14 protein-coding genes are annotated in these 16,362 nt (G+C 74.6%); 8 read left to right on the plus strand and 6 right to left on the minus strand.

The features are described from left to right. Positions 1–829 precede the first annotated feature (829 nt). Complete coding sequence (locus D459_RS0129600; RefSeq protein ID WP_017596611.1) at positions 830–2,368, minus strand: PucR family transcriptional regulator; 1,539 nt, start codon at positions 2,366–2,368, stop codon at positions 830–832. A gap of 141 nt (positions 2,369–2,509) precedes the next feature. Between D459_RS0129600 and D459_RS0129605 the strand changes: the two genes are divergently transcribed. Together D459_RS0129605 and D459_RS0129610 are read left to right on the plus strand one after the other, a co-directional pair. After that, entirely contained in the window at positions 2,510–3,769 is a 1,260-nt protein-coding gene (locus D459_RS0129605; RefSeq protein WP_017596612.1) for an NAD(P)/FAD-dependent oxidoreductase, read from the plus strand. A gap of 91 nt (positions 3,770–3,860) precedes the next feature. Next, on the plus strand, positions 3,861–4,319 hold the full coding sequence (locus D459_RS0129610; protein ID WP_017596613.1) for a GreA/GreB family elongation factor: 459 nt from the start codon (positions 3,861–3,863) through the stop codon (positions 4,317–4,319). Between the two features lie 241 nt (positions 4,320–4,560). On the opposite strand, the gene D459_RS0129615 is transcribed toward D459_RS0129610, so the two are convergent. Both D459_RS0129615 and D459_RS0129620 read right to left on the minus strand, forming a co-directional pair. Beyond that, positions 4,561–5,757, minus strand: coding sequence for a globin domain-containing protein (locus tag D459_RS0129615; protein ID WP_026120875.1), 1,197 nt, complete (start codon positions 5,755–5,757; stop codon positions 4,561–4,563). Positions 5,758–5,861: 104 nt separating this feature from the next. Next, positions 5,862–6,305, minus strand: a complete 444-nt coding sequence (locus D459_RS0129620) for an RrF2 family transcriptional regulator (RefSeq protein WP_026120876.1) — start codon at positions 6,303–6,305, stop codon at positions 5,862–5,864. Between the two features lie 101 nt (positions 6,306–6,406). Here D459_RS0129620 and D459_RS0129625 point away from each other — a divergent pair, with 101 nt between their 5' ends. Next, positions 6,407–6,838 (plus strand): hypothetical protein, encoded by a 432-nt coding sequence (locus D459_RS0129625; protein ID WP_017596616.1) that lies wholly within the window; start codon positions 6,407–6,409, stop codon positions 6,836–6,838. On the opposite strand, the gene D459_RS0129630 is transcribed toward D459_RS0129625, so the two are convergent. Together D459_RS0129630 and D459_RS0129635 are read right to left on the minus strand one after the other, a co-directional pair. Next, positions 6,799–8,196, minus strand: a complete 1,398-nt coding sequence (locus D459_RS0129630; RefSeq protein ID WP_017596617.1) for a flavin monoamine oxidase family protein — start codon at positions 8,194–8,196, stop codon at positions 6,799–6,801. The genes D459_RS0129625 and D459_RS0129630 overlap by 40 nt on opposite strands. Before the next feature lie 200 nt (positions 8,197–8,396). Continuing rightward, positions 8,397–9,143 carry a phosphatase PAP2 family protein gene (locus D459_RS0129635; RefSeq protein WP_017596618.1) on the minus strand — a complete coding sequence of 249 codons (747 nt, stop codon included), beginning with the start codon at positions 9,141–9,143 and terminating at the stop codon, positions 8,397–8,399. A gap of 657 nt (positions 9,144–9,800) precedes the next feature. Between D459_RS0129635 and D459_RS0129640 the strand changes: the two genes are divergently transcribed. The 4 genes from D459_RS0129640 to D459_RS0129655 all read left to right on the plus strand — a co-directional run bounded on the left by D459_RS0129640 (position 9,801) and on the right by D459_RS0129655 (position 14,282). Beyond that, complete coding sequence (locus D459_RS0129640; protein WP_017596619.1) at positions 9,801–10,478, plus strand: GntR family transcriptional regulator; 678 nt, start codon at positions 9,801–9,803, stop codon at positions 10,476–10,478. A gap of 384 nt (positions 10,479–10,862) precedes the next feature. Further along, complete coding sequence (pdhA, locus tag D459_RS0129645; protein WP_017596620.1) at positions 10,863–11,972, plus strand: pyruvate dehydrogenase (acetyl-transferring) E1 component subunit alpha; 1,110 nt, start codon at positions 10,863–10,865, stop codon at positions 11,970–11,972. A gap of 13 nt (positions 11,973–11,985) precedes the next feature. After that, on the plus strand, positions 11,986–12,984 hold the full coding sequence (locus D459_RS0129650; protein WP_017596621.1) for an alpha-ketoacid dehydrogenase subunit beta: 999 nt from the start codon (positions 11,986–11,988) through the stop codon (positions 12,982–12,984). 11 nt (positions 12,985–12,995) lie between these two features. Beyond that, positions 12,996–14,282, plus strand: a complete 1,287-nt coding sequence (locus D459_RS0129655; RefSeq protein ID WP_017596622.1) for a dihydrolipoamide acetyltransferase family protein — start codon at positions 12,996–12,998, stop codon at positions 14,280–14,282. Positions 14,283–14,432: 150 nt separating this feature from the next. Here the strand turns inward: D459_RS0129655 and D459_RS0129660 are convergent, their stop codons facing one another. Then, positions 14,433–15,335, minus strand: coding sequence for a Gfo/Idh/MocA family protein (locus tag D459_RS0129660; RefSeq protein ID WP_026120878.1), 903 nt, complete (start codon positions 15,333–15,335; stop codon positions 14,433–14,435). A 207-nt stretch (positions 15,336–15,542) separates the two neighbouring features. Between D459_RS0129660 and D459_RS33305 the strand changes: the two genes are divergently transcribed. Continuing rightward, positions 15,543–16,362, plus strand: an 820-nt coding sequence (locus D459_RS33305) for a DUF6891 domain-containing protein (protein WP_152523159.1), incomplete at its 3' end; no start/stop codon positions are given.

Consider the following 16,362-nt stretch of genomic DNA (forward strand, 5'->3'; position numbering starts at 1 on the left):
GGGCCTGGGGGCTTACTACTCGCTGGTAGATGTAATCGGGGTGCTCTCGCGGTGCGCAGGACGCCCCCGCCCCTGCCCGACCCCCGCCGCAAACCGGGCATACGGGAATAAGGCTCCCTGGCGGGTACGGGCAGGCGAGCCGGCTCCCTGCGCCGGGGCGCCGCCTCCCCTCGCCGGGAGCACGCGCGCCGGGCCCGGCCGGTGAACGCGGCGCCCGGCCCGCTCCCGCCCTCGCCGCCGGCCTGAACCCCGACCCCGTGGGGCCCGGTACCCGGGCGACCACCTCCGCCCCGCCCCTACCTCCGCCGTCGCCGCCCGTCTTGACCTTCGCTCCGCGGGGTGCCGCGCCGAACCGACCGGCCGGTGCCCACCGCCGCCGTCGCCGCTCGCTTTAACCCCGACCCCGTGGGGCGCTGCGCCCGGGCGACCACCTCCGCCCCGCCCCTACCGCCGCCGTCGCCGCCCGTCTTGACCTTCGCTCTGCGGGGCGCCGCGCCGAACCGACCGGCCGGTGCCCACCGCCGCCGTCGCCGCCGGTCTGAACCTTCGCTCCGCGGGGCGCCGCGCCGAACCGACCAGCCGGTTCCCCTCCCCGCCTTCGCCGCCCGCTTGAACCCCCGCTCCGCGGGGCGCCGCGCTTGACCGACCGGCCGGTCCCCCTCCCGCCGTCGCCGCCCGCTTGAGCCCCCGCCACGTGGGGCGCCGCACCCGGTCGGGGCGGCTCTCCTTCCTCGCCCCTTCCCGAGTCCTTCGGTTTCCCCGTCCTCCTTGTCGCAACGGCCGCTTGGCGACGAGCGCGCTGATAGGGCCGCACCGCCGAGATCATCGCTCATCGCTCCTCCCCGCCCGCGTACACCTCCAGGGCGATTGCCAGGGCCAGGCGCATGCGCGGGTCGTCCAGTTCCAGGCGGGTGTGCTCGGCCATCTTGCGGAGTCGGTAGCGGACGGTGTTGGGGTGCACGTCGAGCAGGCGGGCGGCGGCCGCCGGGTCGCCCTGGGACAGGAGCCAGGCGCGCAGGGTCGGCACGTACCGGGTGCCCTGCTCGGCGTCGTGCCGGGCGAGGTCGGCGACCGGGCCGTCGGCGGGGCGGCGGCCGGAGGCGGAGGCCATCCGGAGCCGGTGCAGCAGCACGTCGTCCCAGGATTCGTCGTAGGCGACCGGCGGCTCCGACGGGCGGGCGGCGTGCAGGGTCAGGCTCTCGTCGGCCTCCCGGCGGCTGGCCGGCAGCCGGGACAGGTCGGCCGGGCCGCCGATGCCGGCGTTGACCACCACGTGCTCGGGCAGGCCGCGCCGGGTCTCGCGGACCCAGTCCCGGGCCGGGGCGGGGTCGGCGCCGCAGGGCAGCACCGTGTAGACCGTGCTGCCGAAGACGGTGCTGCGGCCGGGCCGGGACCAGCCGAACCCGGTGGTGGCCCGCTCGAACGCCATCAGCAGCGCGGCGTGCCGCTCCCCCGGGGTGTGCGCCTGCAGCGCCACCACCCGGTACCGGTCGGCGGCCAGCCCGAGCCGGCCGGCCGCCTCGGTCGGGTCGGTCCCGCCCTCCAGCAGCCGGTTGACCAGGTCCGACTCGACCCGGCGCTCCAGGTCGGCGCTGACCCGGGTGCGCAGCAGGTGCAGCGCGACGGTGCGCGCCCCCTCGGCGAGGAGTTCGCGGCGGGCCGCGTCCAGCGGCCGGTCGCCGACGGCCCACAGCGACCCGAGCACCTCCCGGCCGACCCGGACCGCGACCGCGGTCCGCCCGGCCAGGCCGTGCTCGGGAGCGGGCGGCACGAACACCGGTTCGGCGGAGGACGCCAGGTGCGCGGTGACCCCGGTCTCGGTGAGGTGGCGCTGCAGGTCCTCGGGGACCCTGCGGCCCAGCACGGTGTCCAGCCGGGCCCGGTCGGCCGCCTCCTGCCGGTCGGAGTGGGCCAGCACCCGGAACCGGCGGTCCTCGATGGTGACCGGGGCGCCGATCCGGGCCGCGATGGTGTCGGCGAGCGCCGGCAGGTCGGCCGGCCCCCGGCCGGACTCGGTCTCGCCGCCCTCCTGCACCAGCCCGTAGACGATCCCGGCGACCTGCCCCCAGGGGACGGCCGGGTCCACCGCGAGCACCGCGATGCCGTGCTCGGCGGCGAGCGCCGCGCCCTCCGCGGAGCAGGGGCCGCGCAGCACGACCGCCACCGCGCGCGCCGCCGCCCCCAGCCGGACCGCCTGCTCGGCGGTGTCCGCGCCCACGGCGAGGAAGACGTCGCCCTCCTCCGGCCGCGGCGCGGTCGGGTCGTGCAGGGCGACGCCGCGAATGACCGCGCCGGGGTCCGGGCGCGGCCCCGCGGGCCGGGCGCCGTAGGCGCCGAGCACGTTGATCAGCCTGTCCAGCAGGACCACCGGCCGCCCCTCCCCCGCGCTTGTCCGGCCTGGACAGGAGCCTAGTAGGAGATTGTCGGGCGGGAACAATGCCGGTGCGGGCCGGGCGGGCGAGACTCGTGCGGAGGATTGCCGACCCATACGGTACGGAGGCTGTTGGTCATGGGTGGTGCCGGAGGCGCCGGGGCGCCGCGCTCCGCGGTCGTCGTCGGCGCGGGGATCGTCGGGCTGTCGACCGCGTGGTTCCTGCAGGAGCAGGGCGTCGAGGTGACCGTGGTCGAGCGGGACCGGATCGCGGCGGGCGCCTCCTGGGGCAACGCCGGGTGGCTCTCCCCCGGGCTGGCCGTCCCGCTGAACGAGCCGGCGGTGCTCCGCTACGGGATGCGCGCGCTGCTCGACCCGCGCGCGCCGCTGTACGTCCCGGCGACCGCCGACACCGAGCTGCTCCGCTTCCTGGCGCTGTTCGCCGCGCACTGCCGCCCCGCCGCCTGGGACCGCGCGCTCCGCGGCAACCTGCCGCTCAACCTGGCCTGCCTGGACGCCTACGACGAGCTGGCCGACGGGGGCGTCGCCGCGCCGACGCACGCGGCGCCGATCACCGCGCTGTTCGCCTCGGAGCGGGCCGCGGCCCGGCTCCTGGTCGAGCTGCGGCACTCGGCCGACACCGGACTGCCGATCGAGTTCTCCGCGCTGACCGGGGAGGCCGCCCGCGCGGCGATCCCGCAGGCCTCGGCGGAGGTGCGCGCCGCGGTCCGGCTGGACCGGCAGCGCTACGTCGACCCGGGCGCGTTCACCCACGCGCTGGCCGACGCGGTGCGCCGCCGCGGCGGGACCGTCGTGGAGGGCTTCGAGGTCACCGGCCTCAAGCAGACCCGGGGGTCGCTCTCGGTGCACTCCGCGCACGGCGAGGTGGAGACCGCCGACGCGGTGGTCGCCGCCACCGGCGCCTGGCTCGGCCGGCACGGCCGGTCCTGGGGGATCCGGGTGCCGCTGAGCGCGGGCCGGGGGTACAGCTTCACGGTCCCGCTGGAGGAGCCGGTGCCCGGCCCGGTCTACCTGCCGGAGGCCCGGGTGGCGTGCACTCCCTACAGCGGGGGGCTGCGGGTCGCCGGGACGATGGAGTTCCGCCGCCCGGACGCCCCGCTGGACCGGGCCCGGACCGACGCGATCGCCGCGTCCGCGCTGCCCTACCTGGACGGCGTCGACCTGTCCGCGCGCAGCGACGAGTGGGTCGGCCCGCGCCCGGTGACCGCGGACGGCCTGCCGCTGATCGGCGCGACCTCCGTGCCGGGGCTGTACGCCGCGGGCGGGCACGGCATGTGGGGGCTGACCCACGGCCCGGTCACCGGCCGGCTGCTGGCCCGCGCCATCGCCACCGGGCGCACCCCGGCCGAGCTGCGGCCCTTCGACCCGACCCGGTGAGCCCGGGGCCGACGCCGGCCCGCCGATCCCTTGTTCCCGTGCGCGCTCCGCCTTCGAGCAGGCGGAGCGCACCCGTATTCCAGGAGGACCCATGTCCCGTTCCGGCCGCACCTGGCTGACCCCGTCCACCCACGACCGGCTCACCCGGGAGCTGGCCCTGCTCTCCGGCGACGCCCCGGAGGAGGGCGCGGACACCGGCGAGTTCGACTACGTCCCGGACAAGGACGCCCGCGACGCGCGGATCGCCCGGATCCAGGACATCCTGAAGAACGCCGTGGTCGGCGAGGCCCCTCCGGACGACGGCATCGCCGAGCCGGGCATGGTGCTGACCGTGCGCTACCAGGGCGACGAGGAGCCGGAGACCTTCCTGCTCGGCGTGCGCGACCGGGCCGACTCCGAGGGGCTCACCGTCTACTCCCCGGAGTCCCCGCTGGGCACCGCCCTGGTCGGCGCCCGCCAGGGCGAGACCCGTTCCTACCGGGCCCCCAACGGCCGCACCTTCCAGGTCACCCTGGTCAAGGCGGTCCCCTACGGCGGACACCCCGCCTGACCGGCGGTGGGGCGCCGCGGTGGCGGCGCCCCCGCGCCGGGCCCGCCGGCGATCCGCTCCCGGCGGCCGGCGACGCCCCGCTGCGGCCGGCCCCGGCGGACACCGGCGACGGTGCCCGCGCCCTCGGGCGGAGCCGTGCGGGGCCCTGCGGCCGGAGGCCGCGCGGTCCCCCGCTCTCCCGGCTCCGCTCCGCCGCAGAGGCACCGGGGCCGGGCTGCGGCGGCCCTCCGGAAGCGGCCGGTCAGCCGGCGGCGAGCCAGAGGTCGGGGCCGAAGACCTCGTAGTGGACGGAGTCCGCGGGGACCCCGCGCCGCAGCAGGTCGGTGCGGAGGCCGCGCATGAACGGCAGCGGGCCGCACAGGTAGGCGGTGACGCCCTCGGGGAGGTCGAGGGCGGACAGGTCGGCACGGCCCCGCGCCGCCTCCGGGGCGGAGTCGCCCGGCTCCTCGTACCAGAGGTGCAGTTCGGCGCCGGGGATCGCGTCGACCAGGCGGCGCAGCTCGGCGCGGTGGGCGTGCGCGGCGGGCGTCCGGTCGGCGTGCAGCACGGTGACCGGGCGGGTCGCGCCGGTGTGGACGAGGTGGCCGAGCATGGCCAGCACCGGGGTGCAGCCGATGCCCGCGGAGGCCAGCAGCAGCGGGCCGTCGCCGTCCGCCAGGACCAGGTCGCCGAAGGGGTGCGAGACGCGCAGCCCGGTGCCGGGCCGGGCGTGCTCGTGCAGCCAGGCGGAGACCTCCCCGTCCGGGCCGTCCTCCGAGAGCTCCCGCTTCACCGAGATCGCCCACTCCTCGGCGCCGGGCCGCGAGGTGAGGCTGTACTGCCGGATCTGGTGCGCGCCGTCGGGCAGCTCCACCTGGACGCTGACGTACTGGCCGGGGCGGGCCGCCGGGAGCGGCGCGCCGTCGCGGCGGCGCAGGGTGAGCGCGAGGACGCCGTCCGCCTCCTCGCGGCGGCCGGTGACCTCCATCGCCCGGAACACGTCGCCGTCGGGGGCGCCGGCCTCCCGGTAGAGGCCGGCCTCCGCGCCGATCAGCGCCTCGGCCATCAGCCAGTACACCTCGTCCCAGGCCTCGGCGACCTCCGGGGTGACCGCGTCGCCGAGCACCTCGGCGATCGCGGCGAACAGGTGCTCGTGCACGATCTTGTACTGGTCGGCGGTGACGCCGAGCGAGGCGTGCTTGTGCGCGATCCGGGAGAGCATCTGCTCGGGGAGCTCTCCGGGGCGCTCCACCAGGGCGGCGGCGAAGCCGGCGATCGACCCGGCCAGCGCCCGGCGCTGCTCGCCACTGGCCTGGTTGCCCCGGTTGAACAGGTCGCGGAGGAGTTCGGGGCGGGCGGCGAACATCCGCCGGTAGAAGAGGTCGGTGATGTCCTCGATCGCGGCCCCGACCGCGGGGAGGGTGGCGCGGACGACGGGGGCGGACCGCTCGGAGAGCATGGGCACGGTCATGGACGGCTCCTTAGCCGAGACTCCTTAATTGGTATTTCATATTCGTATTTACCACCGGGAGCCGACCCCCTCGATCCGGGGTCCGGTTCGGCTCAGCCGCCGCGCCGCGGGCCGAGCGAGACCAGCACCGGCCCGGTGGGCGAGGCCACCAGGTCGGCCACGGTCAGCCCGTCCAGGGAGGCGTAGAAGGCCTGCTGCGCCTCGCGCAGCGCACCGCGCAGCCGGCAGGCCGCGCGCAGCGGGCAGGGCGCCTCGCCCTCGCACTCCACCACCTCGCCCTCCCCTTCCAGCTCGCGGACGAGCCAGCCGAGCGAGGCGCGCATGCCGAACGGGGTGAGCACCAGGCCGCCGCCGCGGCCGCGCCGGGCCTCCACCACGCCCAGCTCGCGCAGCCGGGTCACCGCCTTGGCCGTGTGCGTGTACGGCACGTCCATCCCCTCGGCCACCTCGCGCGTGGTCAGGGGCTCGTCGCCGCCGGAGGCCGCCAGGCGCATCACCGCGCGCAGGGACAGGTCCGTGAACTTGGTCAACCGCACGGAACGAGGCTAACAAACCCGTATCCCCGATGCGGATTATCCGGACGGCCGGGGTAGGCTCGGGGGTCCGCCCCGCCCCGGAACCCCGCTTGGAGGATCCCGTGCCGAGCGACCCCGCGCCCCCGCAGCGGCTCTGGCGGCTGGACGCCCTCCCCCGACCGCTGGACGCCGCATCCTTCCGGCTGCCGCCCGGCGGCACCGCGCACCCCGCCGGGGAAGGGCTGGACGTGCTGCTGGTGCCGCTCTCCGGCGGCGGCCTGCTGGACCTCGGCGACGGCGGCGCCGAGGTGCGGGCCGGGGCCCCGGTCTGGCTCCCGCACGGCTCCCCGGCCGAGCTCACCGCCGGCCCGGACGGACTGGAGTACCTGGCGGTGCACCGCCGCCGCCCCGCCCCGGCCGGGTCCGGCGGCGCGGAGCGGGGCGGGGACCCGGCCTGCTGGCTGGACCGGGTCTGCGCGCTGTGCGGCCGGCTCTCCGAGGAGTCGGACGCCCGCTACTGCGCCCGCTGCGGCGCCCCGCTGGACACCGACTGACGGCGGCGGAGCACCTCGTCGGCGGCGCGCCGGGCGCTGGTCAGCGCCCCCTCCAGGGTGCTGTTCTCCGGGAAGCCGGAGGTCTCGGCCGCCGCCCAGTGCACCGCCCCGGAGGGCTCGCGCAGCAGCGGCCCGTACTCGGTGAGGAAGCCGGGCGGCATCGGCGACTGGTAGGCGCGGCTGTAGGTGCCCGGCGAGGCCACCGACTGCGCCAGCGCCACCGGCTCGGCGGCCTCGTCGCCGAACGCGCCCTCCAGGTTGCGCAGCAGCACCTCGCGGTGGCGCTCCGGCGACTCGGCGATGCGCTGGTCGGCGCCGAGCGGGCTGGCCGCGCCGAAGGTGTAGGTGTGCGCGATCAGCCGGCCGAAGCCGTCCCCGGGCGGGCTGTCGTCGATGGTGTAGGCGGGGATGCCCTCGTCGAAGTAGGCGTCGCCGGAGAGCCCGGCCTCGCGCCAGAACGGCCGCTCGTAGATCACCTCGGTGCGGATGATCTCGGCCTGCGGCCACTCCCGCTGGAAGCGCCGCCGGCTCGGCGCCTGCTCCGGGTGGAAGGCGACCCGGTAGGCGTCGGCCGGGGAGACGGCCATGACCACCTGGTCCGCCTCGATCCCGCCCCAGTCGCCGGAGGCGCGGATCCGCTCCCCGGAGGTGTCCACCGCCGCCACGTGGTGCCCGGTGCGCACGCTGATCCCCGGGTCCGCGCCGACCTCGGCGGCCAGCCGGCCGGCCAGCAGCACCGGGTCCAGCCGGAGCGGGTGGGCGTCCGGCACCGGGGTGGGGCCGATGTGCGCGAGCAGCCACAGCATGCTGATCCGCTCGGCCGGCGTGCAGGCCTCCACGGTGAGGTTCTCCTCCAGGAGGGTGAGCAGCTCCCGGTCGGAGGAGTGCTCGCGCAGCCAGGCGTGGACCGAGCGCTGGTCCAGCTCCTCGGCCTTGGGGTGCCGCCAGGGGCAGACGAAGTCCATCTTCTCCGCCATCCGCACCACCCTGCTGATCAGCAGGTCCTTGCGGAGGCGGGTCCACCAGGTGACGTCCAGCGGGATGTTGTCCCGGCTGACCCGGGTGTCGCCGTCGTCGTCCATGCACAGGTCGTCGTAGGAGCGGTCCAGCGCGGTGTCGCGCACCGGCACGCCCAGCTCCTCCGCGAGCCGGATCAGCTCCCGGTCCGCTCTGCGCAGCCACATGCTCCCCGGGGCGTACCCCTTGAGCGGGGCATCGGCCATCACGGTCGCCCGGCCGCCCGGCCGGGCGGCTCCCTCCAGGACGGCGACCCGGGACACCCCGGCCGCGCGCAGCCGCCGCGCCGCGGCGAGCCCGGACAGCCCGCCCCCGACGATCGCGACCTCGACCTGCTCCATCGCCACTCTCACCCTCTCGCCGCCCGGTGGACGCCGGACCGCCCAGGTCCGGTCCTACCGGGACCGGAACGGCCGATGGTAGCCGTTCCCCGCGCGTTCCGCCCGGCGCCCGGCCCCGAAGAGGGTCATACCGCAGCGGACCCCGGATAACCCCGGATCGGCCCCCCGACCGGGACCGCGGAGGGGCCTCCGCGGCGGGCTCAGGCGACCTTGGCCTGAGCGGATCCGTCGTCGTCGCCGGACTCGGCGGACGGCGGGTCGGCGCTCCAGAAGCTGCCGCCGTACCAGGGCCACCACATGGTGGTGCGCCCCCCGGGGATGAGCGCGTCCAGGCGCATCACGATGCGCAGCGACAGGCCGCCGGCGATCATCCCGGTGGCCAGGTCGGTGAACCAGTGGAAGTGCAGGTAGGAGGAGACCAGCGACTGCAGGACCGCGATGCCGACGATGCAGTAGCCCAGCCGGCGCACGATGTGCGGGCGGGCCGCCTCGTACCGGATGATCAGGAACAGCACCAGGCCGTAGATGAGGATCGCGTTGGCGCCGTGCCCGGAGGGGAAGGAGACGCCGCCGGCGTCGCCGAAGAACGCCGGGTCGCCGGTGCGCGGGTGGTTCCGGGCCAGCAGCAGCTTCATCGACGCGACCAGGCTCATCATGCCGACCACGCCGACGCCGCTGAGGATGATCGGCCGCCAGGAGCGGTGCCAGTAGGCGAGCTGGAGCGCGGTCACCGCGAGCACCGGGATCGCCACGAACCGGGAGGCGACGGTGTCCGGCCAGATGATCAGGAAGGTGCGGAGCTCGTCCCAGTACGGCCGGGGTGCGTTGTTGATCAGATTGTCGATAGGGTGCAACGGGCCGGCTGAGAGCATCGTCATGGTGATGAGGAGCACGGCCATCACGATGGCGATCTTGTCCGACGCGATCCCCCAGGCGATCTCGCTCACACTGGGCCACGTCACGCGCGGCGCGCCCGACCCCCGCGAGACCCTTGCGGGCAGGCGGGGAACCGCGTCCAGGACGCGCAGCGGTCTATGGGGAGAGGGTGTCGAGCCGTCCCTACTCAGCGACGGGGTCGACCTGATCCGCGATATGTGCATCATGTGTGCTCAGTGCTGTCTCACGTTTCGTGGGCTGGCCTGCGGCACTGCTGTGCTTTCGGGGGGACGGGCTCGCCGCTCGGACTGGGCTCGGCAGGGGGCTCGGGGTCGGGGAGTAGGGGCGCGAGGTCAGAGCGCCCGGGCCGCCGGGAGGGCCGCCTCGGCCACCGCCGCGGTCAGGGGGCGCGCGGTGCACCGGGGCCGTCTCGGCCCGCAGGGGGCGGGGCCGGTCGGCTGCCGGTCCGGGGCCATCGGTCCACGGTACCCGGCTTTGATCGAACATTTCCGACAGGAGAGCATAGCGCTCCGCGGTGTAACGGCACGCGACGCCCTGTTGAATACGATCGTTCCAACCTCGTACTTTGCCGTGCGGTCAGCGACTCCGCAGGTGAAGTTCACCTGCGGGCACCCCTGCCGTGCGCGTCCGGCCGGCCGGGAGCGCCCCGGCCGCGGCCGCTCGGCCCGGTGCGCACCGAGCCCGTCCTTCGAGCAGAAAGGCCGTTGATGGTCGACCGATCCGTGACCCCGGACGACGGGGCGGAGATCGCCCGTAACCCGCTGCGGGAGCAGATCCGCCGCGTCCTGGTGGAGGGTCTGCTGTCCGGCCGCTGGAAGCCCGGCGAGCGGATCGTCGAGCGGCGGATCGCCGTGGAGCTCGACGTCAGCCAGGCGCCGGTGCGGGAGGCCCTGCGCGAGCTGGAGACGCTCCGGCTGATCGAGTCGGTCCCGAACAAGGGGGCCCGGGTGCGCGAGTTCGGTGTCGCGGACATGGCGGAGATCTATCCCGTCCGGGCCGGTCTCGAACGCGTCGCCGCCGAACTCGCCGCCGACCGGCTGGCGTCCGACCCCGCCCCGCTCCTCCGCGAGGTGGACGCGCTGCGCCGGGCGACCGCCGCCGGGGACGTGGAAGAGCAGATCAAGCACAGCGTGGAGTTCCACCGCGAGATCGTGCTCGCGGCGCGCAACGGGGTGCTGATGCACACCTGGGAGTCGCTGGGCGTGGAGGTGTGGACCCGGCTCTCGGTCCGCTGGCTCAATATGGAGCTGCACGCCAAGGCCGCCGACCACGCCCAGATCACCGAGGCGTTCATCGCCCGCGACCCCGCGGTCGGCCGGATGCTCAGTGACCATGTGCACAACTACGTGGACGCCGCGATGAAGTCCCGCAGCGCCGAGCACTGAGCGCCCGGCACCGGCCGGCCGCCGCGGCGCCGGGGAAGGTTGCGCGAGGTTTCTCCGGACATTTCACTTAGGGTCGGATTGATCGATCATCGATCAATCCGTAGAGTGTGCGCGATACAACATCACAGGCACCCGCCCCGCGGGACCCCCGCACCGGTTTCCTCCTCCGGCGAACGGGGCCGAGGCATGTCCGCGGCCGCGCGGGGAACCGAGCTGTACAGACGGCTCGGACCACAACTTCACACCAGCCACCGAGCGCCGAGCCGTTGAGCCCGGCCCCGCGCTCTGCGCCCTGGTCCACGCCCACAGCGGACCACGGCAGCGGACCCGGAGGGCCGAAACCGCCCGCCCCGGGACCGATCCCGCACGTAGAAAGGCACCAGCATGGCTGACACGGCCAAGCCGAAGGGCGGCGGCACCGCCAGGAGCACGGGCGGCCGCCGACGGAGCCGCAAGGGCGACGCGCCCCTCAGCGACGAGCAGCCCAAGGTCCTCCTCGACTACTACCGGCAGATGCTGCTCATCCGCCGCTTCGAGGAGCGCACCTCCCAGGCCTACACCCAGGCCCGGATCGGCGGCTACTGCCACCTCAACCTGGGCGAAGAGGCCACCGTCGTGGGGTTGATGACCGCCCTCAAGGACGAGGACTACCTCTTCACCAACTACCGCGACCACGGCTACGCGATCGGCAAGGGCATGAGCCCCCGCCGGGTGATGGCCGAGCTCTACGGGCGCTCCACCGGCGTCTCCAAGGGCTGGGGCGGCTCCATGCACATGTACGACACCGAGACCCGGATGCTCGGCGGGTACGGCATCGTCGGCGGCCAGCTGCCGCTGGCCACCGGCGCCGCGCTCGCGGTGTCCTACCGGGGCGGCGACGAGGTCGTCATGTGCCAGATGGGCGACGGCACCACCAACATCGGCGCCTGGCACGAGTCGCTGAACATCGCGGCGCTGTGGAACCTGCCCATCGTCTTCGTGGTGATCAACAACTTCACCGGCATGGGCACCACGGTGGAGATGTCCTCCGCCGAGCCCGAGCTGCACAAGCGCGGCTCCGCGTTCCGCATCGAGGGCGTCCGGGTGGACGGCCGCGACGTGCTCGCGGTCCGCGACGCCGCCGCCGACCTGGTCGAGCGCGCCCGCTCCGAGCAGCGCCCCTTCCTGCTGGAGGCCACCAGCTACCGGATGAAGGGCCACTCCGTGGTGGACCCGGCGAAGTACCGCACCGACGAGCAGTGGGCCGAGGCCAAGGACGACCAGAACGACCCGCTCGTGCTGTTCCGCGCCCGGCTGACCGAGGCCGGCGTGCTCACCGAGGAGCTGGACGCCGAGATCGCCGAGTCGGTCAAGGCCGAGGTGGCCGACGCCGCCGACTTCGCCGAGAACAGCCCGCACCCCGAGGTGTCCACGCTGTTCGACTACACCTACGCCACCCCCGTGGCGAACGAGTCGCGCCGCATGCCCGCCGACCCGGTTTTCGCCGAGCAGTAGAAGGAGCGGGTTCATGTCTGTCATCACCTACCGCCAGGCCCTGCGGGACACGCTCCGCGCCGAGATGCTCCGCGACGACGACGTCTTCGTGATGGGCGAGGAGATCGGCGTCTTCGAGGGGTCCTACAAGATCACCGAAGGCCTGCTCAAGGAGTTCGGCGAGAAGCGGGTCCGGGACACCCCGATCGCCGAGGAGGGCTTCGTCGGCGCCGCCATCGGCGCCGCCATGCTGGGCCTGCGCCCGGTCGTCGAGCTCATGACGATCAACTTCTCGCTGATCGCCATCGACCAGATCGTCAACCACGCCGCCAAGATCTACGGCATGTTCGGCGGCCAGACCAGCGTCCCCATGGTCATCCGCACCCCCGGCGGCGGCGGCCAGCAGCTCGGCGCGACCCACTCGCAGAACATCGAGCTGTACTACTCCTTCGTCCCCGGCCTGAAGGTGCTCGCCCCGAGCACCCCGGCCGACGCCGCGTCCATGCTGCGCGCGGCCGTCCGGGACGACGACCCGGTGCTCTTCCTGGAGAACCTGGGGCTGTACAACACCAAGGGCGAGGTCCCCGAGGGCGACGAGTCCGTCGCCGAGATCGGCCGCGCCGCGGTGACCCGCGAGGGCACCGACATCACGCTGATCGGCTACTCCCGGATGGCCATGGTCGCCGGCCAGGTCGCCGAGCGCCTCGCCGAGGAGGGCATCAGCGTGGAGGTCGTCGACCTGCGCAGCCTGCGCCCCCTGGACCGGGAGACGGTCGTCGAGTCGGTCCGCAAGACCAACTGCGCCGTCATCTGCGAGGACGACTGGCTCACCTACGGCATCGGCGCCGAGATCGCCGCCTCCATCCAGGAGGGCGCGTTCGACTACCTGGACGCGCCGGTCCGCCGGGTGGCCATGGCCGAGGTGCCGATGCCCTACGCCAAACCGCTGGAGACCGCGGCGCTTCCGTCGATCGACTCGATCACCGCAGCCGTGAAGGAGACCCTGGACGCCGTCGGCCGGCGCGTGGGTTAGGGGGAGTACACATGTCCGAGATCTACATGCCGCGCCTCTCCGACACCATGGAGGAAGGCGTCATCAGCTCCTGGGTCAAGAAGGTCGGCGACAAGGTCGCCTCCGGCGACGTGCTGGTCGAGATCGAGACCGACAAGGCCGTCATGGAGTACGAGGCCTACGAGGACGGCTACCTGGTCAAGCAGGCCGTCTCCGAGGGCGAGACGGTGCCCATCGGCGCGGTGATCGGCTTCATCGGGGACAGCCCGGACGCCGTTCCGGACGACTCCGCCGGCTCCGGCTCCGCCGCCCCCGCCGAGGAGAAGGCGGAGGAGAAGGCGGAGAAGCCCGCCGCGGAGGAGAAGCCCGCCGCGGCCCCCTCCGCCCCCGCGGCCGCCCCGGCCGAGGGCGAGGAGGCGGCCCGTCCGCGCACCTCCCCGCTGGCCCGCCGGCTGGCCAAGGAGTACGGCCTGGACATCGAGAAGATCCAGGGCAGCGGCCCCAAGGGCCGGGTGGTCCGGGCCGACATCGAGGCCGCCCGCGAGCAGGGCACCGCCGCCGCTCCGGCCGCCGCCCCCGCGGCCCAGGCCCCCGCGGCCGCCGCTCCCGCCGCCTCCGCCGACGACCTGCGCGCCTCCGAGGAGCTCAAGGTCACCCAGATGCGCAAGACCATTGCGCGCCGGATGGTGGAGTCCAAGCAGGAGGCCCCGCACTTCTACCTGCGCCGCACGATCGACGCGGAGGAGCTCAAGGCCTTCCGGGCGCAGATCAACGCCCAGCTCGCCGACACCGGGGTCAAGATCAGCTTCAACGACCTGATCGTCAAGGCCGCCGCCACCACCCTCAAGGCCCACCCCGAGGTCAACCGGTCCTGGGTGGACGGCAAGCTGCTCCAGCACCACCGGATCAACGTCGGCGTCGCGGTCGCGATCGACGAGGGCCTGGTCGTTCCGGTCCTGCACGACACGGACAAGGCCACCCTCTCCGACATCTCCTCCTCCACCCGCGAGCTCGCGGGCAAGGCCCGGGACGGCAAGCTCAAGCCGCAGGACATGAGCGGCGGCACGTTCAGCGTCAGCAACCTGGGCATGTTCGGCATCGACAGCTTCTCCGCGGTGATCAACACCCCGGAGTCGGCGATCCTCGCGGTGGGCGCGATGAAGCCCTCCGCGGTGGTGCACGACGGCGAGCTCGCCGTGCGCAACACCATCGCCCTGGAGCTGTCGGTGGACCACCGCGCCGTCGACGGGGCCGTCGGCGCGGCGTTCCTCAAGGACCTGGCCGAGGTCCTGGAGAACCCGATGCGGATCATCCTCTAGCAGCGGATTCCCCATCAGCGGGGCGCCCCGGCCGTCTCCCGGCCGGGGCGCCCCGCCCGTTTCCCCGGGGGGACTTCCGCTGGGACTTCCGCGGAGCGGCCGCCCCGGCGCCCGCCCGCCGGTTCCACGTGAAACATCGGGGCGGAGGGCTCAGATCTCCGCCTCCGCCTCCTCCGTGATCCGCTCGCACAGCTGGTGGGTGCGGAGCGCGTCCCGGACGTCCACCGGCGCGCCGGTCCGGACCGCCTCCAGGAAGGCGGTGCAGATCTGCTCGATGCCGCGCTGCCGGGCCACCGGGGTCCAGTCGCCGCGGCGGCTGACGCGCAGGTCGCCCTCGTAGGAGACGGTCTCGGCGAGGCCGACCACGGTGAGCTTCCGCCCGCCGCCGGAGACCTCCAGCCGCTCCTCCTTCGCGCCGCTGGCCCGGTTCATCGCGCCGATCGAGGTCCAGCCGGGGCCGGCCAGGCGGAGCAGCACGTGCTCCAGGACGCCGCCGGCCGTCCGCACGTCCACCGAGACCTGCTCCGGCTCCCCCGGGGCGAGGAAGCGCAGCGTGTCCACCACGTGGATGAAGTCGTCGAAGACCACCTCGCGCGGGGCGGCCGGGATGCCGGGCTGGTTCTTCTGCATGATCACCAGGTCCCGCGGATGCTCCCGGGCCGCGGTGTAGCCGGGCGCGTAGCGCCGGTTGAAGCCCACCATCAGCGGGGTCCCGGTCCGCTCGGCGAGGGTCGCGATCCGCTCCGCCTCGGCCAGCTCCGGGGCGATCGGCTTGTCCACGTAGGCCGGTACGCCCGCCTCCAGCAGCCGCTCCAGGATCGGCCCGTGCGCTGCGGTGGCGGCGTGCACGAACGCCGCGTCCAGCCGGTTGCGCAGCAGCCCGTCCAGGTCGGTGAAGCAGCGCTCCTCGGGGATCCGGTAGGCGTCGGCGGCCTCCGCCAGCCGCTCGCCCGAGCGGGTCATGAGCCAGGGCTCCACCCCGGGTCGGACGGCGATGGTCGGCAGGTACGCCTTTCGGGCGATGTCGCCCAGGCCGATCACGGCTACTCTCATGCCGCGAACCTACCGCCCCGAGCACGACGGCCCCGCGGAGGCCGCGGCGGTCGACCGGACCGAGCCCTTCCCCGCTGCGGCCGCTCCGCCGCCGCACCGGCGCTCTTCCCCTCCCGCCGTGGGCGGGGTGCATGTCGGGGCGGCCGGGCCGGCCGCCTTCGGTCGGGCGGTGCGCGGACGTCGCAGCCGTCCGGCATGATGCACCCCGTGAACGAGAACGAGCTCTACCGGAACCCCCTGCCCGCCGTGCTGAAGCGGCACGGGTCGCGTACCCCGATCGAGCGTCCGACCGCGGAGCAGCTCTCCGAGGCCGTCGAGGCGGTCGGGGCCTCCTTCTACGACACCTGGGTGGTCTGCTCCCCGCTGCCCGAGCGGGAGGAGACCTCCATCTCGGTGATGCGGAAGGCCGACGGCGGCTACATCGTGGAGACGCGGTACGGCCCGGGGGTCCGGGCCGAAGAGGTGGAGATCCCCCCGGGCGACGAGGCGACCGAGCTCTTCCTGGAGCAGATCCGGTCCTGGGCCCCGGAGGAGGAGCGCGCCGCGATCCCGGCCGCCGCCCCGCCGGACGTGCCGCTCGACCCGGAGGTCCGCGAGCGCGCCGAAGAGATCGCGGTGAACGGGGTCCGCGGCGGGTTCCAGGACTTCCCCGAGACCGTGGACGACATCGTGGACGCGGCCGAGTACGGTCGGCCGATCACCTCGCTGCAGGCCCGGCGGCTGCTCCAGCCGATCTGGGAGGCGCGTGCCGCCGAGCAGGAGCGGTGGACCGGCACCTCGGACAACGACCGGCTGGACGCCGCCTTCGCCGCCCTGGACGACGCCGGGATCACCGCCCGGCAGAACTTCTCCTGCTGCAGCAGATGCGGGCTGTCCGAGATCGGCGCCGAGCGGGAGGGCGCCCGCGGCTTCGTCTTCTACCACTGCCAGGACACCGACGCCGCGGCCGCAGGCCACGGGCTGCACCTGGCCTACGGCGGCTTCGACGGCTCGGAGGAGACCACCGCCGCCGTCGGCCGGGAGGTGG

It is taken from the genome of Nocardiopsis potens DSM 45234, assembly GCF_000341105.1.
Lineage (GTDB): Bacteria > Actinomycetota > Actinomycetes > Streptosporangiales > Streptosporangiaceae > Nocardiopsis_A > Nocardiopsis_A potens.